The 21,651-nt window shown below is 36.5% G+C and carries 24 protein-coding genes and 1 pseudogene; 3 read left to right on the top strand and 22 right to left on the bottom strand.

Going from position 1 to position 21,651, the window contains the following annotated elements; all coding sequences use genetic code 11:
• Positions 1-29: 29 nt before the first annotated feature.
• The 3 genes from F0362_RS04730 to F0362_RS04715 all read right to left on the bottom strand — a co-directional run bounded on the left by F0362_RS04730 (position 30) and on the right by F0362_RS04715 (position 1,643).
• Positions 30-305, bottom strand: a complete 276-nt coding sequence (locus F0362_RS04730; RefSeq protein ID WP_000529667.1) for a TIGR04197 family type VII secretion effector — start codon at positions 303-305, stop codon at positions 30-32.
• Between the two features lie 160 nt (positions 306-465).
• Positions 466-762, bottom strand: a complete 297-nt coding sequence (locus F0362_RS04725; protein WP_000918593.1) for a WXG100 family type VII secretion target — start codon at positions 760-762, stop codon at positions 466-468.
• A gap of 251 nt (positions 763-1,013) precedes the next feature.
• Positions 1,014-1,643, bottom strand: a complete 630-nt coding sequence (locus tag F0362_RS04715) for a hypothetical protein (RefSeq protein WP_000913408.1) — start codon at positions 1,641-1,643, stop codon at positions 1,014-1,016.
• Positions 1,644-1,943: 300 nt separating this feature from the next.
• On the opposite strand from F0362_RS04715, the gene F0362_RS04710 reads away from it, so the two are divergent.
• Positions 1,944-2,729, top strand: coding sequence for a hypothetical protein (locus F0362_RS04710; protein WP_000418480.1), 786 nt, complete (start codon positions 1,944-1,946; stop codon positions 2,727-2,729).
• 181 nt (positions 2,730-2,910) lie between these two features.
• Here F0362_RS04710 and F0362_RS04705 read toward each other — a convergent pair whose 3' ends face one another.
• The 14 genes and pseudogenes from F0362_RS04705 to F0362_RS04640 all read right to left on the bottom strand — a co-directional run bounded on the left by F0362_RS04705 (position 2,911) and on the right by F0362_RS04640 (position 16,830).
• Complete coding sequence (locus F0362_RS04705; RefSeq protein ID WP_000771813.1) at positions 2,911-3,291, bottom strand: BA_1872 family lipoprotein; 381 nt, start codon at positions 3,289-3,291, stop codon at positions 2,911-2,913.
• Positions 3,292-3,487: 196 nt separating this feature from the next.
• Positions 3,488-4,459: an ABC transporter ATP-binding protein gene (locus tag F0362_RS04700; protein ID WP_000544141.1), complete on the bottom strand. Its 972-nt coding sequence runs from the start codon at positions 4,457-4,459 to the stop codon at positions 3,488-3,490.
• On the bottom strand, positions 4,452-5,444 hold the full coding sequence (locus F0362_RS04695) for an ABC transporter ATP-binding protein (RefSeq protein WP_001291166.1): 993 nt from the start codon (positions 5,442-5,444) through the stop codon (positions 4,452-4,454). Before F0362_RS04695 ends, F0362_RS04700 begins: the two co-directional genes overlap by 8 nt.
• Before the next feature lie 26 nt (positions 5,445-5,470).
• Positions 5,471-6,322: an ABC transporter permease gene (locus F0362_RS04690; RefSeq protein ID WP_001065314.1), complete on the bottom strand. Its 852-nt coding sequence runs from the start codon at positions 6,320-6,322 to the stop codon at positions 5,471-5,473.
• A gap of 6 nt (positions 6,323-6,328) precedes the next feature.
• Entirely contained in the window at positions 6,329-7,279 is a 951-nt protein-coding gene (locus F0362_RS04685) for an ABC transporter permease (protein ID WP_000278784.1), read from the bottom strand.
• 177 nt (positions 7,280-7,456) lie between these two features.
• The gene (locus F0362_RS04680) at positions 7,457-9,046 is read right to left on the bottom strand and encodes an ABC transporter substrate-binding protein (protein WP_000823576.1); all 1,590 of its coding nucleotides are present in this window, start codon (positions 9,044-9,046) and stop codon (positions 7,457-7,459) included.
• Between the two features lie 455 nt (positions 9,047-9,501).
• Positions 9,502-9,927, bottom strand: a complete 426-nt coding sequence (locus tag F0362_RS04675; RefSeq protein ID WP_000895898.1) for a hypothetical protein — start codon at positions 9,925-9,927, stop codon at positions 9,502-9,504.
• Between the two features lie 21 nt (positions 9,928-9,948).
• Complete coding sequence (locus F0362_RS04670; protein ID WP_000871141.1) at positions 9,949-10,725, bottom strand: HNH endonuclease; 777 nt, start codon at positions 10,723-10,725, stop codon at positions 9,949-9,951.
• Positions 10,726-10,997: 272 nt separating this feature from the next.
• Positions 10,998-11,090, bottom strand: a pseudogene (locus F0362_RS30715) (hypothetical protein); the annotation flags it as partial.
• A gap of 32 nt (positions 11,091-11,122) precedes the next feature.
• A complete protein-coding gene (locus tag F0362_RS04660; RefSeq protein WP_000960271.1) occupies positions 11,123-12,100 on the bottom strand; it encodes an ornithine cyclodeaminase family protein in 978 nt (325 codons plus the stop codon).
• A gap of 168 nt (positions 12,101-12,268) precedes the next feature.
• Complete coding sequence (locus F0362_RS04655; protein ID WP_149889678.1) at positions 12,269-13,321, bottom strand: proline racemase family protein; 1,053 nt, start codon at positions 13,319-13,321, stop codon at positions 12,269-12,271.
• Between the two features lie 299 nt (positions 13,322-13,620).
• Positions 13,621-14,823, bottom strand: coding sequence for an L-2-hydroxyglutarate oxidase (gene lhgO / locus F0362_RS04650; protein ID WP_149889677.1), 1,203 nt, complete (start codon positions 14,821-14,823; stop codon positions 13,621-13,623).
• A 211-nt stretch (positions 14,824-15,034) separates the two neighbouring features.
• A complete protein-coding gene (gene glaH, locus F0362_RS04645; RefSeq protein ID WP_149889676.1) occupies positions 15,035-15,973 on the bottom strand; it encodes a glutarate dioxygenase GlaH in 939 nt (312 codons plus the stop codon).
• A gap of 503 nt (positions 15,974-16,476) precedes the next feature.
• Positions 16,477-16,830, bottom strand: a complete 354-nt coding sequence (locus F0362_RS04640; RefSeq protein ID WP_001225458.1) for a DUF3870 domain-containing protein — start codon at positions 16,828-16,830, stop codon at positions 16,477-16,479.
• A 225-nt stretch (positions 16,831-17,055) separates the two neighbouring features.
• Between F0362_RS04640 and F0362_RS04635 the strand changes: the two genes are divergently transcribed.
• Positions 17,056-17,286 carry a YflJ family protein gene (locus F0362_RS04635; RefSeq protein WP_100064179.1) on the top strand — a complete coding sequence of 77 codons (231 nt, stop codon included), beginning with the start codon at positions 17,056-17,058 and terminating at the stop codon, positions 17,284-17,286.
• Positions 17,287-17,411: 125 nt separating this feature from the next.
• Here the strand turns inward: F0362_RS04635 and F0362_RS04630 are convergent, their stop codons facing one another.
• From F0362_RS04630 to F0362_RS04620, 3 genes are all read right to left on the bottom strand, one after another.
• Positions 17,412-18,365: a TRM11 family SAM-dependent methyltransferase gene (locus tag F0362_RS04630; RefSeq protein ID WP_000064982.1), complete on the bottom strand. Its 954-nt coding sequence runs from the start codon at positions 18,363-18,365 to the stop codon at positions 17,412-17,414.
• Between the two features lie 240 nt (positions 18,366-18,605).
• The gene (locus tag F0362_RS04625) at positions 18,606-19,319 is read right to left on the bottom strand and encodes a hypothetical protein (protein WP_079519117.1); all 714 of its coding nucleotides are present in this window, start codon (positions 19,317-19,319) and stop codon (positions 18,606-18,608) included.
• Positions 19,320-19,388: 69 nt separating this feature from the next.
• Positions 19,389-20,438, bottom strand: coding sequence for a M42 family metallopeptidase (locus F0362_RS04620; RefSeq protein WP_149889675.1), 1,050 nt, complete (start codon positions 20,436-20,438; stop codon positions 19,389-19,391).
• Positions 20,439-20,565: 127 nt separating this feature from the next.
• Between F0362_RS04620 and F0362_RS04615 the strand changes: the two genes are divergently transcribed.
• Positions 20,566-20,745, top strand: coding sequence for a hypothetical protein (locus tag F0362_RS04615; RefSeq protein WP_149889674.1), 180 nt, complete (start codon positions 20,566-20,568; stop codon positions 20,743-20,745).
• A gap of 21 nt (positions 20,746-20,766) precedes the next feature.
• Here the strand turns inward: F0362_RS04615 and F0362_RS04610 are convergent, their stop codons facing one another.
• Positions 20,767-21,093 (bottom strand): nucleoside triphosphate pyrophosphohydrolase, encoded by a 327-nt coding sequence (locus F0362_RS04610; protein ID WP_000109210.1) that lies wholly within the window; start codon positions 21,091-21,093, stop codon positions 20,767-20,769.
• A gap of 178 nt (positions 21,094-21,271) precedes the next feature.
• On the bottom strand, positions 21,272-21,583 hold the full coding sequence (locus F0362_RS04600; RefSeq protein ID WP_149889673.1) for a hypothetical protein: 312 nt from the start codon (positions 21,581-21,583) through the stop codon (positions 21,272-21,274).
• Positions 21,584-21,651 lie beyond the last annotated feature (68 nt).

Below are 21,651 nucleotides of genomic sequence, written 5' to 3'. Positions count from 1 at the left end.
TACTATTTTACTTTACGTAGGTTGTCACATTAGCGAAAAGTGTTGTGAAGTTCGTTATCCATTCTCTCAAATTCATTAGATACTGAATGAATATTATCAACCGCTTGTTGAAAGGCAGCGGAAAATTGTTTCGTCAAGTCTAAAACTTGCTGATTCGCTTCTTGTGCTTTGAAGTTAACAGATAATGTTGTACGCGTCGCCTTTGTTATGGAACGACTGGTTGCACTTTGAATCCTATCAGAGGCTGATCCCATTTTCGTAGCAATTTGCGTTGCTGTTTGTAAATTACTTTGAAATTGTCCCATTCTTTCAAACCCTTTCTATAAGTTTTCCAAACGCATCAAAGAAATCTCATTAAATATATATCCCTATCAATATCACTCGCTAGGCATGAAATCAAATGAGCCATACAATATAAGCTGTATGGCTCATTTGAAATACTTGTTATATAGAGTATGACAATTTTTATTTCAAACCGAAATTACGTGATAATTCTTCATCATGAGAAGCAACAGCCTCTGCAGTTTTATTAAGCTGCGTATTAATTTCTTGTAATAGCTGTGCGAAGTTTTGTACCTTTGGCTTTAATTGATTGAACTGTTGGTCAAAACCTTCAAAAGCACGTCCTTCCCATTCTCCTCTTAATTCATTTTGTAAGTTTTGTAGTTGACTTAAAATGTCCTCAATTTGATTTGCACCTTGTCCATATCGAGCCGCTTTCGATTTAAGCTCCTCTGGTGACATACGAATTTGTCCAGCCATTTTTATTTCCCCTTTAATAGATAATAAGCAAAATATATATTGGTTAATTTTACTAAACATATTATAATGTATTATTTTGAACTTTTAAATATTTTATCTTTCTATTGAATATTAGAATATTAATATTCTACTTTTTCTTGCTTTACAATATTTTATGCAAACAAGGCCAACAAAAGGCAGTCCCTCATAACGAAATTCTGTGTTAACTTGTAACAAAAAAAGAGGAGCCATCTCCTCTTCATAAATAAACACTATTTAATTTGCTCCTTATACTCATGGTTAACAACTACATACCACTTTCCTGTATCAAATTTTTCTTTATTAATCACGTAAACTTTACTTTCTCTCCTTACCTCCCCTGGTTTTAATTCCTTAGTAATAGTAGAGGTCTCGCCTTTTTCAACCCCATAACTACTAGCTGCCCACACATCACTTTGGTAAGCATTATCATTTTCATCCACTAAATCCACTGATGGTAAAACGGCTAATTTCATCGATTCGTTTGTGATATTTTTCCCTTCTGCTTCTACAACAATAAAGGCATGTCCATCTTCAGGTTTTTGGAATCCTATACTCTCTTTACCAACCTTATCTCTTTCTACAACTCTTTTTACAGTTACATCAAATTTAGGTGTATGAAAATTCTTGTTTACAGCATACTCTTTTTCTTTTATTTTTGATTTCTCTTTTGTTTGTTCTGTATTTTTCTGCTTTGTATTCTCTTTCGTTTTCGCCTCATCAGTTGTTTGCACTTTCTTTTCCTCTTGTTTAGAATTAGTTTCTTTAGATTCTGAAGAAGTTTTGTCGGATGTATTGCCACAACCAGATAAATTGAATACTAAAGCGCCACCTAAAATACATGTAGTAAATTTTTTCAACATCTTTTTTTATCCCCCAATAACACGATATGTAAATTCCTTACTTATCATAGCAAAAAATACCACCTTAAATTGTTGCATCTTGTCGAATGATTAAGAATAATCAAGTTACTCCACGTCCTCTTTTATTATAAAGGTAAATATAAGTCTATATTGGGGTAGCATCAACATAGACTTATATGCTCTATAAAACCTGCTATAATAGGTTTTTACACCCTTAGTGTACAATTTTTAACTTTCGGTAATGTGCCCCCTATTTGAAGGATAATTGAAATATTAAGACCAACTGATAGAGGTGTTTGCGTGGAATTATTTGAGTATTATAAAAAAAAAGGGAAGTTTAAGTGTTTAATTGGAACTGGGCTTTTTCTTTATGGATTAATTGGTATGTATAATACTTGGGGTAATATTAATTGGGGACCAGTAATCTTAATTATTATAGCTTTTCTTGTATTTTTTAGTATTGGATTTTGGCAATTAAGAAAAGGAAATTTACTAGAAAAAAATATAGTTAAAAATGATTTAACATTTTGGGATATTGATACTTATGTTTTGTTAGAATTACCCGGCAATAATAAACATTTAGGTTTATATACTCCTGATGGAAGATATGTAGCAGGAACAAAGATGATTTCTTCAACATTACCTATTTTAAAAAATAAAGAAGTTTTTGGATTGGAAGCAAGTGATGGAGAAATTCTTGCATATTTTCAAAGTGAAGTTGAAAATTATGATTGGGCTATTTATGATTCCAATTATAATTGTATAGGTATGTTTAAAGAAAATATGATACAAGGATTTGGAATGGTACGTGGTTCTTTGATGAATGAAAAAGCGATAAAAATTTCTGAGATAGAAGTGGAATTTGATTTTTTCGAAACGTCTTTTCATACAATGGATGATCGTATATTAATAAACTGCAAGAGGGGATATATGCCTTTAGAATGGAGTGAAAGATTCGGATTAAATGTACCTATTATTAAATTAGGTAATAATATTTCTAATGCTGAAAAGATATTTGGTTTAGGTATTCTTCTTTATATTTTAGAAACAATTAAAGTAAGAAAAAGTAGGATTTTTAATGATTAGAATTAAATATTTATATTATGAAATTTATTGAATCTTTTATTAGAGATTACATCGCCGAAAGTGAAATATTGTATATTTTAGAATTACTTTACGTTCACTTCTTGAAATTGATGAGCATTTGTTATGCCAGAACCAACTGGAAATGGAAACGGCAAGCGAGTATACTCCGCTTGCCGTTTTTTCATAGCTTCGTATGTATTTGAATTCCTTTCGCTTTCTCTTCTTCACCCTTCACACGTACAATTAAATCATATGATCCGGATTTTGGCGCTTCAAAAGAAAGCAAACCTTCTTTTTGAGAAGTGACTTCTTCTTCATAAATGACCTTATCGTCTTTTGTGACTTGCAATAAAATCGTACCTTCTTCAACTGCTGCCTCATAAGGAATTTCCACATTTCCTTTTTCAGCTTTAAGCGTTTGTACATCGTAATACCCCTGCAAAGAACCAATTGTTAAAGTCGTTTCGCCATTTTTTTGAACCTTTGTGACTTTTGTTGCTGTATTACATGCACTTAACAATACAACAAGAGTGAAAATGAGAAATAAACGAAGCAATTTCATAGAGAGTCCCCCTTCCATTAAATATATTAAAGATAAAATATACAATCTAACATATCATTACAATTATAGTTGAAAAATAAGGAAAATTATATAACAGGAAATGCAACTATAAACAATCACTGACCATTAGTCTACAACCAATCCCACACCCCAGCACAAAAGAAAAAAGCACCAGGTCCCCCTTAGTGCTCTCCCTCTAAAACAAATGACAGGCCACCTGATGCCCTTTCGCAATCTCAACCATTTTCGGTACTTCCTGTGCGCATTTTTCAGTGGCGAATTTGCAGCGCGTTCTGAATTTGCAGCCGGATGGTGAGTTGAGCGGGCTTGGAACTTCACCTTGCAGAATGATTCGTTCTTTGCCTGCGTTTGTTGGGTCTGGTTCTGGCATGGATGAGAGTAGTGCTTGTGTGTATGGATGTGCCGGTTTTGTGTATAGGTCTTCGCTGTCGGCAATTTCTACTATGTTTCCTAAGTACATGACTCCGATTCGGTCTGATATGTGTCTTACCATAGATAGGTCATGTGCGATGAATAAGTATGTGACGCCTGTTTCTTCTTGGATGTCTTGCAGCATGTTTACGACTTGTGCTTGGACTGAGACGTCGAGTGCTGAGATTGGTTCGTCACATAGGATGAAGTCCGGTTTTACAGATAGTGCGCGCGCGATGCTAATTCGCTGTCTTTGGCCTCCGCTAAATTCGTGCGGGTAGCGATATAGGTGTTCTTCTTTTAGGCCAACTTTTTTGAGTAGGTCTAGAATGATTTCTTTTCTTTCTTCGGCTGTGTAAGAACCGTGAATGTTCATCGGTTCGCTAATAATTTGGAATACATTCATTGCCGGGTTTAATGATGCGTATGGATCTTGGAAAATGATTTGCATTCGTTTTCGATATTCTTTTAGTTCACTTTCCTTTAAACTTGCGATATCTTTTCCATCAAATAAAACGTTACCTGAAGTGACATCGTGTAAGCGAATGATACTTCTTCCTGTCGTTGATTTTCCGCATCCAGATTCTCCTACTAACCCGAATGTTTCACCCTTTTTAATAGTGAAGCTTAAGTCATCGACTGCTTTTAATTGCTCTGTTTTTCTGCCGAATAGTCCTTTTTTAATAGGAAAATACTTTTTTAAGTTCCGAACTTCAATTAAGTTTTCTTCATGCATGAAAATCACCTACCGCCCTATCGTTTAGCCAGCACATGGAACGTCTTTCGTTTCCGATTTCAAAATATGGTGGACGTTCTTTTTCACAAATGTCCATCGTATGCGGGCAACGCTCTGCGAACGGGCAACCTTGTGGTGGGTTTAATAAGTTTGGTGTTACACCTTGAATCGGAGCGAGTCTTTCTTTTACGCCGTTCGCTATTTTTGGCAGAGAGTTTAATAGCCCTTTCGTATATGGATGATTCGGCGATTGGAAAATATCAAGTACAGGTCCTTCTTCCATAATAAGTCCGCCATACATAACGATAACGCGTGTACAGTTTTGTGCGACTATTCCTAAGTCATGCGTAATAAGAAGTAACGCCATGTTCGTTTCGTTTTTTAAGTTTTTCATTAAATCTAGTATTTGTGCTTGTATCGTTACATCAAGTGCTGTCGTCGGTTCGTCCGCAATGAGAAGGTCAGGGTTACAAGACATCGCCATTGCGATCATAACTCGCTGCTTCATACCTCCGCTTAGTTCATGCGGATATTGTTTCACCCTTTCTTCTGGTGAAGAAAGACCGACTTGTTTTAACAAGTTGACCGCGATTTGCTCTGCTTCTTTCTTTTTCACTTTTTGATGTCGTATAATTACTTCCGTCATTTGCTTCCCAATTTTCACGACTGGATTTAGCGCCGACATTGGATCTTGAGAGATAAGTGAAATTTGATTTCCTCGAATAGAACGCAATTCTTTTTCAGATTTAGAAAGGATGTTTTCATTATGAAAAAGAATCTCTCCTTCTTTCACTTTCCCTGGCGACGTAACGAGAGACATAACGGACTTTGCCATTACACTCTTTCCGCTTCCAGACTCCCCAACGATACCGACTACTTCTCCTTTATTTAAGCGGAATGTAACGCCGCGAACTGCTTCAACTTCGCCACTTTCTATGAAAAAAGAAGTCTTTAAATTTTTCACTTCTAGTAGTTTTTCAGACACGTTTCTCACTCCTTTCACTTAACACGTTAGTTTTCATGTCCAGCTCCTTTTGGCGCGAAAGCTTTCTTAAGCGCTTCACCAATTACGTTAAAACTAAGTACCGTTAAAAGGATAAGAAATCCTGGGAAGAGTGTTAAATACCAAGCTTCACCAATATATCCTTGCGCATTGTTTAGCATGCTGCCCCAAGAAGAATCTGGTTCTCTAATACCTAATCCTAAGAAGCTAAGTGATGATTCCATTAAAATCGATGTCGCAATAGTTAATGTCGCGGCGATTATAATGGTTGATAAAATGTTAGGAATGATATGTCTTACAATTATCATGAGTGATTTTTGTCCTGATACTTTTGCGTATAAAACGTACTCTCGCTCTTTTACAGATAACGTTTCTGCCCTTACGATACGCGCAGTGTCCATCCACGTTAGTAATCCAATAATAAGAACTAACGTCGTAATTCCTGGTTTTAAATACGCATTTAATAGTAGCATTAAAAAGAATGATGGAATTGACATAAGTACTTCAACAACTCGCATTAAAAAGTTGTCTAACTTTCCGCCAAAATATCCGCTAATTGTTCCAACTGCAGTGCCGATTGTAATAGAAACAACCATCGCAAGGAAACCGACTGCAAGTGAAACGCGTCCGCCATATAACGCCCTCGTTAAGTAATCCCTTCCATAATCATCCGTTCCGAAAGGATGACTTAAACTCGGTTCTTGTAAACGATCTGGAATCGACATTTTACTAGGATCGTATGGCGATACGAATGCAAAAATTGATGCGATCGTTAAAACCGAAAGTATAATAACTCCCATTACTACAAACTTATTTTTCGTAAAACTACTTTTTATCGTTTGAAATCTCCTATTATTCATTCCAAATCACCCCCTCATGCGAATGCGCGGATCTACTACGCCATATAAAATATCAGCAATTAAGTTACCGAGAATTAACATGAATGATGATAGTAATGTAATTGCCATGATAATCGGATAATCAAATCTAAAAATAGCATTTACCCCAAGTGAACCAAGTCCTGGCCATGAGAATACTGTCTCCGTAATAAACGCTCCGCCTACTAAACTTGGAATCGATAATCCGAAAATTGTAATGATCGGTATTAATACATTTCGAAGCACGTGATTAAATAACACTGTTTTCTTTGAAGCACCGTACGCATATTGAATTTGTACATATTCTTCTTCTAATTGCTGAATCGTACTTGAACGAATATATCTCATATAAACAGATACGTTTTGGAACGCTAGCACCATGCAAGGTAAAATGCCGTGTTGCACAATATCCCAGACAGAATCTTTACCTACGGTGCGCATACCCATACTCGGAAGTAGGTTCAATTTTAAAGAGAATAAGTAGACTAATAGTAGTGCAAACCAGAAAACCGGCATAGAAATACCAACGTATGAAATAAAGTTTATAATGCGGTCAAAGTATGAATTCTTTTTCACACCTGTAAATAATCCAAGTGGTATTGCGATTACGAATGAGACGAGTAAAGATGATCCCATTAACCCAATTGTTGCAGGTAATCTTTCTGTGATAAGTTCCAAAACAGGACGATGATTTTGAAGTGAGTAACCAAAGTTTCCTGTTAAAATGTTTTTCAACCATAAAAAATACTGCACGTAAATGGGTTGATCTAGTCCTAAACTTTTGCGAATACGCTCCACGTCAATTGGACTCATATTCGGCGTGACAAAGTTTCGAACCGGATCCCCTGGCGCTAATTTTATTAATAGAAAAGAAATAATAGAAATAACAAATAAAAGTGGAATTGCATTTAAAAGCCTCTTTGCAATTACTTTATACACAAACTTCCCCCCTCAGGATAAAGCGAAACTTTAATCAGCCTGCACCAATTAGGCTTTAACGGACAATCCGACGACTCCCGCCTTACTTCCTCGCATTCATCGAGTTTTGAGGCGGGAGCCTTACTGCCCGTTAAGCGGGATAAAGAAGCTGATTTCCACCAGCTTCTTTACTGTTTCTTATTTCACTTCATAAATCTTAGATAGATCTTCAAACATTGTGACAGGAATTGCTTTCGCTTCTTTCAATCCATCAAACTTTTTATCTACTGCAATAACTGCTTTCGGATATGCGATTGGTAGATAAGGTACGTCTTCTCTCGCTGTCTCTTGAATTTTATGGTATAGCTCTGCGCGTTTTGTTTTATCTGTTTCAACTGCAGCTTCTTCCCATAACTTATCAAAATCAGCGTTTTTATATCGTGCATAATTGTATTCCGCATTACTTAAGAATAAGCTCTTATATGAATCTGGCTCAGGTCCCATAATGTAACCACCAAATGTAATGTCATATTCTTTATTCTCTTTATCTAAGCCTTTTTCGCTTGCCACACTAGCATCTAATGCATTTAGTTCAACTTGTAAGCCAACTTCTTGTAATTTTTGTTGTGTATATAACGCTAAGCTTTCCATAATTTTATTATTCGTTACATACATAACTCGTACTTTTTCTTTATCTTTCACGCCAGCTTTTGCTAATAAATCTTTCGCTTCTTTTTTATCATACTTATAGTCTTTAATATCTTTCGCATAATACATAGCATCTGGCGTTAAGATTGAATTTGCTGGTTCTGCAAATTCACCTGAAACGAACGCTGAATTAATCATTTCTTTCTTATCTAACGCATGCGCAATTGCTTGGCGCACTTCTTTTTTCTTCATCAAATCTGTATTCATGTTATAAGATAAGTAGAATAATCTACCTTCAGGGAATGTCACCATTGAGAAGTTCCCAGTGCTATCTAATTTCTTAAAGTCTTGCGGCTCAATCATCTTCATGTTGATTTGACCATTTTGCAGTGAAACATTTGCTGTATTACGGTCTTTTACAACGCGGTATACGATAGAGTCTAATTTAGCTTTACCACCTACATAATCATCGAATCGATCTAATGCAACGTACTCATCTGATTTATACTCTTTAAACTTAAACGGACCTGATCCAACAGGCTGTAAGTTTTTCGTACTCTTCGCTAAATCTGCTTCCCCTTCAAATACATGTTTCGGAATTGGGAAGAAATCATTCATTACACCTTCGAAAGATGCACTTACTTGCGGTAAAACAAATTGAGTCGTTAACTCATCTACTTTTTTCACCTCAAGCGGTTTTCCTTTAAAAATAAAGTTTTCACGACTTGAGCTATTTTGCTTCTCATCTAAAATAGATTGGAATGTAAATGCTATATCGTCTGATGTAATTTTCTTACCATCATGCCATTTTAAATTATCTTTTAATTTCAACGTCCACGTTAATTGATCTTCTGAAGGCGTAAAGCTCTCAGCAAGAACAAACTTTTTCTTACCGTCTTCCATGTGATATAGCGGCGCATATAAAGCCTGCTGCACAGTTAATGACACACGATCATTCGCATAAAGCGGATTCATCGTATCTGGATTATCGCTAACACCAATCGTTAAGGCCCCTCCATCTTTCGGATTCCCTGACTTACTAGTGCCCGCTTGCTTCGAAGAATCTTTTTCCCCAGAACAAGCCGCTAATGCAATAAGTAGTATTAGGACAAATGGTAATGCAAATAACTTCCGTTTCATCTTTCGGCCCCCTCGAACTATTTATACACATAAGAAAACTCGGAATTAATTCCGAGTTTTCTTATAAGTTTTAAATTACCACTACCAGTATGTATTGTCAAACTTTTTCGTATATGTGGAAAGTTTTAAATTTATTAATTTAACCCATAATAAACTGATCTGAGCATAGAAAATAACTTCTTTCTTGTATTGAATATCCCATAATTATCCCTATCTAATTAAAATTAATCTATTTTCCAAATTCATTTCTCTAATTAGATACTAGTATGTTTTTTACATATACAACCAGAAAATCCTGATTACCAAAGCGTTTTGAACATAAATATCTTATATTCTTTAAGATGTATCTCTTTAGAGTATTAAATAAATAAAAAACAGCCAACTCTTTGCATAAAAATCGGCTGCTTTCTTATACAAAAAAATTATTCAGTATCTAATCTAGTCGTTCTCTAATATCAAATTAAATTCCCTTCAATATCAACACTTCCATCTTCATTAACCCAAAACAAAACTATATTTAACGGTTTAATGGCTAACGAGATTTTAGTAACACATTTTCTATGATTTTCATTATTTGGTAATGCCATCCCAACAACCACAGCATTACCATCATTCATCTCCCTTGTTAAAATCTCCAATATTTTATACACCGCTACCCCAACATGCGTCTTTACTTGACTATAATTAAATGGTTGCCCATAACGATTCGAATTCTTGTTAGAACTTGATTCACCCTTCGCTTCAATTATTAACTTCATCCCTGATTTCAACGCAACGATATCATCACCTTGTTCTTTCGTACTTAATTTTTGGATGATTTCAAAATCATGCTCAGCTAAATAATTACATACAAACTCAATTACTTCCCCTTCAAATAACATCTACAATTCCCCCAGCTTAAATTACTTATTAATTAACACTTTCAATTCTTCAGGCGTTAAAAAGGAACCATTCATACTTTTTCTATGAAGCATAGCATGGCAATTAGGACAAACTGGTATCAAATCATTCACATAATCCACCTCATACTCATTCCCTATTTCACTAAGTGGTATTTTATGATGAACATGAATGAATCCCTTGCCTAAAGAACCGTATTGTTTTTCAAAATCTATATGACAAACATGACAATAACAACCATGGTGTTCAATACATTTCCTTCTTGCTACAGCACTACGCTCGTACTGATTAACGATTACTGTTTTTCGATGTCCTTCCATAATAGATAATTGTTCTGGCACTTCATCTGGATAAACTGATTTTGAACAATCTTCATTAAAACACCGCTCAATATAGCTTAGTAAATCGACTTTTGACTCTAATTTCATTGGACCTTGAATATTACCTAACAATCCGTTTTCCCTTAACTTTTCAAAAGCTAAGTCATCAGACTCAATCTGTTGTTGTAAATACAAGCGCATAAATTTTTTTGTTTTTGCCTTTTGATAATCTTCTTTATCTATCCAAAACCCATCATCACCGTTAATTTTCCCCCATGGTATATTTACATCTTCCACAATACACTTAAATTTTATTTTCCCTATAAAAGCCGAACAATAAATGTAAATAACATCCCCAACTTCGTGATTTGCACTTTGGCTCCAATCAATATAATCATATTGATTAAAAGCACTTACTACGTCATATTTTTTCGGGTTTGCTGAAATTATCCACTTCATATCCTTAACCTCTTTTTATATTAACTATAACAAATAATAGTCAAGCTTGATGACTTTTTATATAAACCATACAAAGACATTCAACCATCACTTCTGTGTATGTTATATCAATCTTCCCCCTCAGGATGAACAATAATTTCTTCAATTGAACTTTGAAACACTTTAAATATATCCCTTCCTCACTACCTATTTATGTACGAGACATTACTATCGTTCATATAGAGCATGAAACAAAAAACAGCCGACTCTTTGTATAAAAGTCGGCTGCTTTCTTATAATTCGAGCTCTCCCATGCGAAGAAGCTCGACAACTGCTTGTGAACGTCCTTTAACCCTAGCTTTTGCATTTGATACGTGTACACGCATTATAAACAAAAAAAGACCACCAAAAGGCAGCCTCAAAATTCAATCCTATTCCCTATCCCACGCTCCACCGCTTTCTCATACAAATACTTCGCAACGATAATATCTACTACGGCCAAGCCAACTGATTTGAAAATAGTAATCTCTTCCTCATTCTCTCTACCAGCTTTTTCACCGCTTATAATTTGACCAAGTTCGGCGTGTATGTCGCTAGCTTTAAATAAACCTTCTTTTATTGGCACTTGAAGATCGCCCGTTTCTTCTAATGCTGCTTCTTTTGATTCGACTACTACTTTGTTTGCGTTCGCGATGGCGTGAGATGGTAGTTCTTGCATGCTCGGTCTGAATGAACCGACGGCGTTTATGTGGACACCTTTTTGTAGTTTTTCTGAGAAGACTGGTGTAGATGCATTTGTTGTTGTGACGATGATGTCTGCTTCGCTTATCGCTTCATTTGGATTTCTATAAACGTAAGCAGGTTTGCCGAATGTCGTTTGTATATGTTGCACGAATGCATACGCTTTTTCTTCCGTTCGATTGTATAAAATGACCTTTTCGATATTTCTAACCGCGAATACTGCTTCTGCAATTCCTTTCGCCTGTTCACCGGTTCCAATAATACATAAAGTTTTTGCGTCATGACGAGCTAAATATTTTGTTGCTACTCCTGATAAGGCACCTGTTCGGATCATCGTTAAGTACGATCCTTCTAAAAGTGCGAGTGGTTCTCCCGTTTGAAAGTCTGATAGCATTACAATCCCGTTTATCGTTTTCTTTCCTATCTTTTTGTTCTGCGGGGCGACTGTTACTACTTTTAAGCCGAGTGCCTCAAGTCCTTCCGCTACTGAAGGCATAATTAATGCCGTATTTTGTTCGCTTGCAAATGGTAATGAAGTACGTATTGGTGTGATTGTTCTTTCTGCGGAAAATTCTTGTAAAGCAAGCGCCGCGTATGCAATGACTTCGTTCATATTTACTAAATTTCTTTGTTCTTCTGCGCTTATAACTAGCATATCTTTCCACCTCCTCCTTCTATCCCGTATTAACGGGCAGTAAGACTCCCATCTGAAAATTCGGTTGGACAAAGAAGTTATATGGGAGATCAACTGCCCGTAAAAACCCGATTGGTGTGGGCTAATAATCAATGGAGGATAACCCCCTCCGCTGATTAAAGTTTCACTTTATCCTAACAAAAATCCCCGATTCAAATCATCTCTCGGATCTAATACAAACTGATGAAATCCTGTAATAAATGCCTGCCCAGTTACTTTCGGAACGATTGCTTCATATTGAGCTACCTCTGTTACAGATAATACTTCTCCCACAAAATGACCATCTGTGATACATTCGTGGATAAAAGTTTCTCCCTTTTGTAAGGCACCTTTTTCAAAAAGAGTTGCGAGTCTCGCAGAAGTTCCTGTGCCGCAAGGAGAACGGTCTACTTGCCCGTCAGCAAAGATTGTCACATTTCGTAAAGTAGCATCTTTTTCTTTCGGTTCATCTGAGAAAATAACACCGTATATTCCTTTTAAACCTTCTTCCAATGGATGTTTTACTTCCATTTGACTTTCAATATAATGTTTAATTTTTCCGCCCCACGTTTGAATAGCAGGTAAGTCTTTGAAATCGACTTTCAAACCAAATTCTTTACTATCCACTACAGCATAAAAGGCTCCACCAAACGCGATATCTACTTGAAATTCATAGTTATCTATTTTGATAGGAACGTCTTTTTTATATACAAATGAAGGAACATTTTCAAATGATACGGATTCTACCTCGCTCCCGTTATACTTTGCATACGCGATGACTTCCCCGGCAGGACTATCAATAATGAACTTTTGTTTTTCACCAGTCACTTCAAACATACCTGTTTCAATTCCTACTGTAATAACAGCAATAATGCCGTGGCCGCACATCGTACTCCAGCCTTCATTATGCATAAATAAAACACCAAAATCAGCGTGAGCACTTGCAGCCGGTGTAATGATACAACCATACATGCCATGATGCCCTCTCGGTTCATACATAAGAATCTCACGAAGGTGATCCAAATGATCCATACAATATGCGCGTCTTTCTAGTTGCGTTTCCCCTTTTATTTCTGGCAAGCCGCCTGTAATAATTCGAAGCGGCTCCCCAGCTACGTGAGCATCAATTGTTGTATATATTTTACTAACCTTCATTTCTATCTCTCCCCTATATGTTAATACTATTTTCATTGCAAATATCATGCCAACGGATAGAGCATAAAATGAAACTTTAATCAGTGGGGAGTTTGTCCATCCCCGACTGATTATTAGTTGAACCAATCGGGCTTTTACAGGCAGTTGATTCCCACCTAATTTCTTTGCTTTCGCTGAATTTTGGGGTGGGATTCTTACTGCCCGGCGAATAGCGGGATAAATCTGTATACATTTTTAAAAAAACATACACAACTGTCTACTTTTTTATACAGTAGATAGTTGGTGACTATTATCCCCACTCACCAAACCTCAAAGCAAAAAAATCCCCTGAAAACTCAGGGGACCCATCAAACCCTCACCGCCACCACATCCGGCACTTGCTTAGCAATTTCCTCACCAATCTTTATACTTGCCGTTGCAGCTGGAGATGGTGCATTACAAATATGCAGAGAATTGATGCCAGGAATAATGCAAAAGTCATCAACCATATTTCCGTTTGATAAAATAGCTTGTGCCCTTACCCCTGCATGTGTTGGCACGATATCCTTCTCTGTTAGTTCTGGTATGAGGCGCTGCAAGCTTTTTAAAAATGATTGTTTACTGAATGAGCGCACCATCTCTTTTATGCCTGCTTTCATATTTGGCATCGCCATTTTCCAAAAGCCTGTGTATGTCATTGTTTCCATGAAGTCTTTCATATCAAAGTCCGTTTTCGTATAACCTTCGCGCTTGAAGCTTACTACTGCGTTTGGTCCTGCATGTACGTCCCCGTTTATCATTCTTGTAAAATGAACACCTAAAAATGGGAATTCTGGGTTTGGAACTGGATAAATTAAATGTTTTACGAGATGGCGTTTTTCTGGGACGAGTTCATAATATTCACCGCGGAACGGCACGATTTTCATATCTGTTAATATGCCTGTCTTTTTTGCGATGCGATCGCTATGTAAGCCTGCGCAGTTAATGAGAAATTTCGTTTTAAATGTGCCTTTGTTTGTCTCAATTGTTACAGCGTCTTTTTTCTCAATAATACGCTCTGCGGCTGTTCCTAAATGTATTTCTCCGCCGCTTTCCTGAATCAAACGGGCAAATGCATAGCTTACTCCTTTATAATTAGCAATCCCGCAAGAAGGAACACGGATGGCCCCTAGTCCCTTTACATGAGGTTCAATTTCAGCTAATTCTTTCTTATCTATTTTTGAAATGTGTAAATCGTTTTGTAAGCCTCTTTCATATAAGTTATGTAAAAGAGGCAGTTCTTCTCTTTCTGTAGCGACAATTACTTTTCCGCACATGTCATAAGCGATGTCATTTTCTTTACAAAATTGAACCATAGCTGCATTTCCTTCTTTGGCAAACTTTGCTTTATAACTCCCTGGTTTATAATAAATGCCAGAATGAATTACTCCGCTATTATGTCCAGTTTGATGGTGTGCAAGTTCCTTTTCTTTTTCAATGATCGCGACTTTCGCACGAGGGAATTTTTTCGTTAAAGCCATTCCAGTTGATAGACCAACAATTCCTCCGCCAATAATTATAAAGTCATACACTCTAATTCCCCCTTAATCGTATAAAGTGAAACTTTAATCAGTGGGGTTTCGTCCATCCCCACTGATTATTAGTCTTCACCAATCGGGCGTTTACGGGCAGTTAATCTTCCACCTAACTTCTTTGCTTCAGCCGAATTTTAAGGTGGGAGTTTTACTGCCCGGCAAATAGCGGGATAAAAGGCAGGTCTATTCGAAAGACCCGCCGTACATATTATTTAGAAAAACAACCGCGCTGACGCATGAGTTCTCTATATAAATCTTTATTTTTCTTAAATGCAGCTCTTCCGTGCATCCAAAATAAATTGTTTAAAAGAACTAAGTCACCAACTGGTAATTTTAATGCATGTGTTGCCCTTGAGTTTTCAACTGAATAGGATAAGTCTTTCAAATAGTTCGCTTGTTCCATATTATCTGGATAAGCGAACTGATCAATAAAGCAAATACATGGTGCGTTATTTATATCAAAAAACGTTTCACGATAGACGATTTCTTGCGCATTTTTACTTGGTGGTGCTTTATACGTAATTTTAACAGATGCGAGTGAATGGTTTCTAAATTTTTGAAGATCTTCCCAATCGTCTAAATGTAGTAAACGAGATTCTCCTCCTACTGCATTTTGCTCTTCCATTTTCATCATAAGAAGCCAATCTGTCGGTTCATCAACGAATGTACCGTCTGTATGAAGTGTAAACAATCGGTACGCTTGACGAAGGTAAGAATCACTACTATCCGTATCTTTCACATTAAATCTAGCATAATACGTTCCTGTCATTGCATCAAAGTTTGGCGTCCCAATTAAATGGGTCAATGCTGTTGCAAATTTCACGTAATCTGCTGGATCTGCCGTTTCACCTTGCACCCCAATTGTAAATCCGCCCGTTTCACGGTCATGAATAATGCCGCGAATGTTATCCATAAATGATTGCCCAAAAATCTTTCTCATTCCATCAGCAAGATTAAACCGTGAATACGGAATGTATTGTAATGACTGCTCTGAATGCTCTTTTACCTCTTCAAAAAACTGCTTAAGCAATTGCTGATTTAACATAATATGATATAAACGTTTATGCTCCGGATGAGGAATAATTTCATAACCCTCATATTTTTTTGCAAACTTCATCTTCGTACTTTGTTCTGTAATAATCGACATTTCAATTCCTCCCTAAATGAAATATGAAGAACGTATTGACGCTTTTTACAGACAGTTATCCTTATCTTCTTATGCCGAGATTTGGTCTTACTGCCCTAACAGCAAAAAGCCAGTCATACGCACCACGACAGAAAATCGTAGAAACGTACAACTGGCTTATCATTACGAGTGTCTTTAATCTCTTAAAGTACAATAATAATAGACAGTTCATATGAAAACATGTGTAAACAGGAAAACAAGATCGAATTTAGAGAAGGCTAATTTCTCGAATGGACCTTATTAATTAAATAATAATTCTAAATATTCTAACTGTCAATTCGTTTTTTATTATTTCCTCGACATACTTTACACATTTTATAAATCCCCTTTTTTCGCTTCTTGTTTTACAACTTGAATTTCTTTTCACGTATTCATCTTACTTACTCCCAAATAAAATAAGCCAGTCGCATCTCTTTAAAGGAAATACAACTGGCTCTCATTTATCGTTATAAACTAGACATTGATTATAAATTTGTTTCCTCGTACTCTTCCACAGGCTTTTCATCATTTAAATAACTTACATATTGGCGATGCAAATCTTTGACCGCACTGACGATAGCATTTTGCGCTTTTCCTTGATAATGATCTGTAATATCTTGCACAATTTCTTCAATACCATCTCGTAAACTATGTCCTCTTAAAATTTGGGCGACGAAGCCTCTCCCGTGCTCTGTTGCAAGCGTACATGACGCTTCAATAATGACATGATATTTATGATCTGCTTCAATTGTAATTGTTAACGTTTCGTACATACTGCGAACCGCCATCCCTTTCGGAAGTCTCGAATGTCCAGCCATGAAAAAAGTTCCTTTGCGCATATTTCACCCTCCGTTACTATGTTAAAAGCCAGAAAAGCATCGTATACAGCTGCATTGAATTTTATTTACTCCCCTTATCCTTCTAGCTCGTACTCCTGCTAAAGAAGCTCAAGTGGAAAGAAGTTACTCTCTTCATTTTCAAATATAAATCCGGGCTTACAGCGAGGCTACTCACTGCCATCCGATACTAAATTAATCATAATGTAAATAAACTGAATATTCAATATTAATTTGATAAGAAAGTTCCAAATCCCCACAACATATACTGTTCAAAAGAAAAAAGGAAGTGGTCTCATGTATTACGGAACAAAAGGCTGGTACGTAGCTGAACTTAAAAAATTAGGTGTCCGCTATCATGAAGGACGAAAACTAGAAAGTTACCGCGGACACGTATTGCGCAATTTATTAATCGCACAACAAGAGAAAACGAAAGAAGAGCAATCTAATATCGATTGATTCTCGAAATATATTAGCGGTTCAACATAGTATATCGACTTATCGACAAATCACCTCCCCATTCCACCAACCAATCACACATTCATACAAACCAAAAAGGCCACCCTAACGGGTGACCTTTTTTCTTATTCACAAACAAGAATTTGTCTAGAAAATGATCCTTTTCTTGTGATACAGCGGTCTGTAATTTCAAATCCCGCTTCATGAATCATGTCGTCCATTGTTTCCATCGTGACAACGACTACTTTTTTTGCGATACGGCGCGCACTTGAAAGAATCGAGAGTTGATCTTCTGGTGTTGCGTGCGTAAATAGGTCGTATGGCATATCGATAATTGCGACGTCGTAGTTCTCAGTAATTTCTTCAATTGGGCCTTTTGTTACTGTTCCTTCAAACCCGAAATGTGCGATGTTTTTTCTCGTTCCAAGAACTACAAGTGGATTTATATCTCTACCAACGATGTTAATCCCCATAGAAAGTGCTTCTACCACTACTGTTCCAATGCCACAGCACGGGTCAATTGCTCGTACTCCATCTGGGTTTGGTACAGCGATATTTGCGACAGCTCTAGCAACACGTGTGCTCAGTGATGTCGAATAGCTATGCGGTTTTTTTATGTGATGATACCAAACTGGATCACTTTCTACATAGTGCCCGAAGTACCAACGTCCTCCAAGAGGAACAATCCCGAATACGCGCTCTGGATTACGAACGTCTGCTTCTCCTTCAATATGCATACCGAGGTCTCGTTCAATAAGGCGTCTTTCCCCATATTCAATTTTATTTTCTTTACCAAGATCATTGATTTTAACGAAGATAACTTTGAATGTCGCTCCTGCTAAATCAATTTGTTCCACTTGTTCTAAAATGCTTTCTAAGTCGTCCCCTTCATACATAACCTCAACGCGCTCTTTAATAAACGGACTTCTACTCGGAGCAATCTTGACTTCACTTTTCAAAATATTAACGTGAGACTCCATCCCAAAGAACGAGCGCATTTCCAAGTAACATAAAGCACGCTCCTCTTCGCGAAACGCATACGTATATATACATGCAGGTGTTTTACTATGATTACTCAATCTATTATCATCCTTTATCGTTTAAAATTGTTATGATCACAATTACTCGAATATTTTTGTATATAAAATTAAATGATATCATATGCCGGAAATAAAGAGAAACCTTTCTAAATCCTTTCGCAAATAAAAGAGACTGCCTATTGGCAATCTCTTTATTTTTAATAACAAAAAGAAGATACATTCTGAGCTTGTTCTTCCTAGTAATCTAGCATACTACCATAAGTTGCTTCTCCTAATGTATCATTTGAAATTGTCCTTAACATATACATTCCCTTCCTCCAAAGGAAGCTTTTTCTGATCAACCCGTTTCGCTTTTCCCGTTTCAAGATCGGTTTGGAAAGTCGAAAAATACCACATTCCTTCTCCATTATCATAATTCCCAATAAGAAACTTCCCTTTATCTAAAGCTTTAAAACAAGTTCCTGTAATACCAAAATCATCTTCATCGATTTTCACTTCGAGCACTTTCCCTCTATGAATGTAAAAAGCTTTCACTGTTGAAAAATTAGAAGACTCACGTTGCAGTGCTACGAAAAAATCTGGTGTACCTTTACTTACAAATCCATTTTTTCTAGACGTATTAAATACAAACTCTCCAATTTTCGCCTCTTGCAAATATAATGTCGCGCTTGTAGATTGTAAGGCAAGCTGATATTCACCTTTATATATTTGATCCCCTTCTTGTGCACCAACCCAAGGTTCTTTTTGCGCTTCATGTTGTTCATTATTCGAAAAAACATGCAAAGTATACGCTTCTCCCTCAGTAGAATTCATTAAAACAGTGTAGCGACTTTGCACTTGTGGATTTATTTGTGACCCTTGTATTTTCCTACTCTCTTTTTTATTCCCCTGGGTATCCTCTACCTTCGTCACTACTTTTTCATCTGAACCTTCTTGAGCACATCCACTTAACACTAAACTTACAACGATACTCCCCATCAATAATTTCTTCATCTTGCCCCCCTAAATGAAAAGCTGATTAAAAATAATATTTTTAATCAGCCCACTTTATTTTCTATGAAATTAGTCTTCAATTAAATTAGACATTACATACGCATATACTAATGATTCTGTATGTGCAATGGAACTCTCATGCGTACGTTCAAAAGCGTGAGAAGAATCAATACCGGCTCCAATTAATGCATGTTTCACATCAAATCCAGCGCGAATCGCAGCTGATGCGTCAGATCCGTAGTACGGGTAAATATCTACTTTATATTCAATATTGTTCGCTTTCGCAAGTTCAACTAAATGTTTACGTAATGCATAATGGTATGGACCACTAGAATCTTTTGCGCAAATAGATACTGTATATTCATCAGATGTTTGTCCATCACCTAACGCTCCCATATCAACTGCTAAATATTCTACAGTTTCTTCTGGAATGTTAGAGTTTCCACCGTATCCAATCTCTTCATTATTAGAAATTAAGAAATGCGTCGTATATGGTAATGTTACATTTTCATCTTGCAATCTTTTAATTAATTTTAATAGAATTGCTACGCTTACTTTATCATCTAAATGACGTGATTTTATGTATCCACTGTCTGTAATTTGAACACGCGGATCGAATGAAACGAAGTCTCCTACTTCAATTCCTAATTCACGTACTTCATCAGCTGAAAAGACACGCTCATCAATACGAACCTCAATATTTTTCTCATCGCGTTTCGCTTCACCTGCATCTTTATATACGTGTACAGATGTTTGATGCATTAAAATCGTTCCTGTATACGTCTTACCGCTTGACGTTTCAATTTCGCAATATTCCCCTTCTACAGAGTTCCAGCGAAATCCGCCAATCATAGATAAACGAAGACGACCGTCAGATTTAATTTCTTTTACCATCGCACCTAACGTATCAACATGAGCAGTTAATAAACGATGTTGATCATCATTTTTCCCTTTTACCGTTAAAATAAGAGCGCCTTTATTATTACGCTTCGTCTCTACATTCCACTCACTCACATAGTTTTCAATGAAATTAATAATTTTCGCCGTATTTCCAGATGGACTCGGAATAGAGACAAGCTCCTTAATGAGTTCCATCGTTTCTTTCGTATGATGTGCCATTGTCGTTTCCTCCTCATTTTCTCTATTATTCAGTATACAAAATTTGCTATGAAACCTCTACTTATATAGTCTAATTTTCTAAATTATAGTAAAATTCTCTTTAGTATGTAAAAAGGAGCTATAAAATATGAATATATCAAAAAAATATATACACATTGCACTCATTTGGTTTTTAGCATCATTACTTTGTTTACAAGTTTTTTATGCTGTTCATACTACTACTTCTATTACAATCGGCTGGGGATTAACGGCTATCTTCTTCATTATTGGCCTCATTGCAGCAAAAAAGCATAGCGTTAGTGAGTAACGCTATGCTTTTCCTATGAAACTATTCTTCTGAAACATCTAATAAATAAATCCCTCTTTCAAATCCACCGTGCTCTTCTTTTTTTTGCTTACGAAGGCGCTCTACATCTTCAATTGTTGCTCCTTCTGCACGCGCTAATGACATAATCACTTCCAGTGCATCCGCAAGAGAATCTAACGCATGTTCACGCTCTTTCATAGAAGCAAATTCACGAACTTCTTCCGTTCCAATTTTCGCTAACGCTTGTATGTAAGCTTGGCCTGTTAATTTTTGTGCTGTATATGTTTTTCCAGACATTAATATTTTCTCTGGAACACGGTCTCTTACTAACTTGTTATAAGTTGACATCATTCATCCTCCTATGTTCAATAACACCCGAGCTCTGCTTTATCCCGCATTAACGGGCAGTAAAACTCCCACCTCAAAATTCAGACGGGGAAAAGAAGTTAGGTGGGAGATCAACTGCCCGTAAACGCCCGATTGGTTCAACTAATAATCAGTGGGGGATGAACAAAACCCCCACTGATTAAAGTTTCACTTTATAGAAAAACCACTCTTTTTTCACACACGCACTTAACATATCAATTCCTGATCCGTGCGCCCTTACATGCGGAAAGAAATAGTGCTCTGATTTTTCTTCTTCATTACCATATAAAGTTTGGTACTCATCTGGAATCACTTCTTTTTTCACATCTTTTTCTTTCGTTACTTCACCAGAAAACGCAACACTTGGATGCCCTTCAAAAAATAATGCAGTTCGTACAGCCATAGATGGTGTACTGTGCAATGCATAATATACAAACAAAATTATACCGGTAATACCTATAATTTTTTTCATGTATGACTCCTTAAAAAAAGTGCTAACACAATTATACTAAAATGTGTTAGCACTTTCTCCCTTTTATC

The organism is Bacillus sp. BS98 (genome assembly GCF_008432245.1).
Lineage (GTDB): Bacteria > Bacillota > Bacilli > Bacillales > Bacillaceae_G > Bacillus_A > Bacillus_A toyonensis.
Note: the sequence above shows the minus strand (reverse complement) of the source record. Positions and strands in the feature narration are given on the sequence as shown.

Coding starts and splice junctions, on each gene's coding strand:
- F0362_RS04730 (WP_000529667.1), bottom strand. CDS start 305: ATGGGACAATTTCAAAGTAATTTACAAACAGCAACGCAAATTGCTACG.
- F0362_RS04725 (WP_000918593.1), bottom strand. CDS start 762: ATGGCTGGACAAATTCGTATGTCACCAGAGGAGCTTAAATCGAAAGCG.
- F0362_RS04715 (WP_000913408.1), bottom strand. CDS start 1,643: ATGTTGAAAAAATTTACTACATGTATTTTAGGTGGCGCTTTAGTATTC.
- F0362_RS04705 (WP_000771813.1), bottom strand. CDS start 3,291: ATGAAATTGCTTCGTTTATTTCTCATTTTCACTCTTGTTGTATTGTTA.
- F0362_RS04700 (WP_000544141.1), bottom strand. CDS start 4,459: ATGCATGAAGAAAACTTAATTGAAGTTCGGAACTTAAAAAAGTATTTT.
- F0362_RS04690 (WP_001065314.1), bottom strand. CDS start 6,322: ATGAATAATAGGAGATTTCAAACGATAAAAAGTAGTTTTACGAAAAAT.
- F0362_RS04680 (WP_000823576.1), bottom strand. CDS start 9,046: ATGAAACGGAAGTTATTTGCATTACCATTTGTCCTAATACTACTTATT.
- F0362_RS04675 (WP_000895898.1), bottom strand. CDS start 9,927: ATGTTATTTGAAGGGGAAGTAATTGAGTTTGTATGTAATTATTTAGCT.
- F0362_RS04670 (WP_000871141.1), bottom strand. CDS start 10,725: ATGAAGTGGATAATTTCAGCAAACCCGAAAAAATATGACGTAGTAAGT.
- F0362_RS04660 (WP_000960271.1), bottom strand. CDS start 12,100: ATGCTAGTTATAAGCGCAGAAGAACAAAGAAATTTAGTAAATATGAAC.
- F0362_RS04655 (WP_149889678.1), bottom strand. CDS start 13,321: ATGATATTTGCAATGAAAATAGTATTAACATATAGGGGAGAGATAGAA.
- glaH (WP_149889676.1), bottom strand. CDS start 15,973: ATGTCGATTATTACAGAACAAAGTACGAAGATGAAGTTTGCAAAAAAA.
- F0362_RS04640 (WP_001225458.1), bottom strand. CDS start 16,830: ATGCGCAAAGGAACTTTTTTCATGGCTGGACATTCGAGACTTCCGAAA.
- F0362_RS04625 (WP_079519117.1), bottom strand. CDS start 19,319: ATGAAGAAATTATTGATGGGGAGTATCGTTGTAAGTTTAGTGTTAAGT.
- F0362_RS04620 (WP_149889675.1), bottom strand. CDS start 20,438: ATGGCACATCATACGAAAGAAACGATGGAACTCATTAAGGAGCTTGTC.
- F0362_RS04615 (WP_149889674.1), top strand. CDS start 20,566: ATGAATATATCAAAAAAATATATACACATTGCACTCATTTGGTTTTTA.
- F0362_RS04610 (WP_000109210.1), bottom strand. CDS start 21,093: ATGTCAACTTATAACAAGTTAGTAAGAGACCGTGTTCCAGAGAAAATA.
- F0362_RS04600 (WP_149889673.1), bottom strand. CDS start 21,583: ATGAAAAAAATTATAGGTATTACCGGTATAATTTTGTTTGTATATTAT.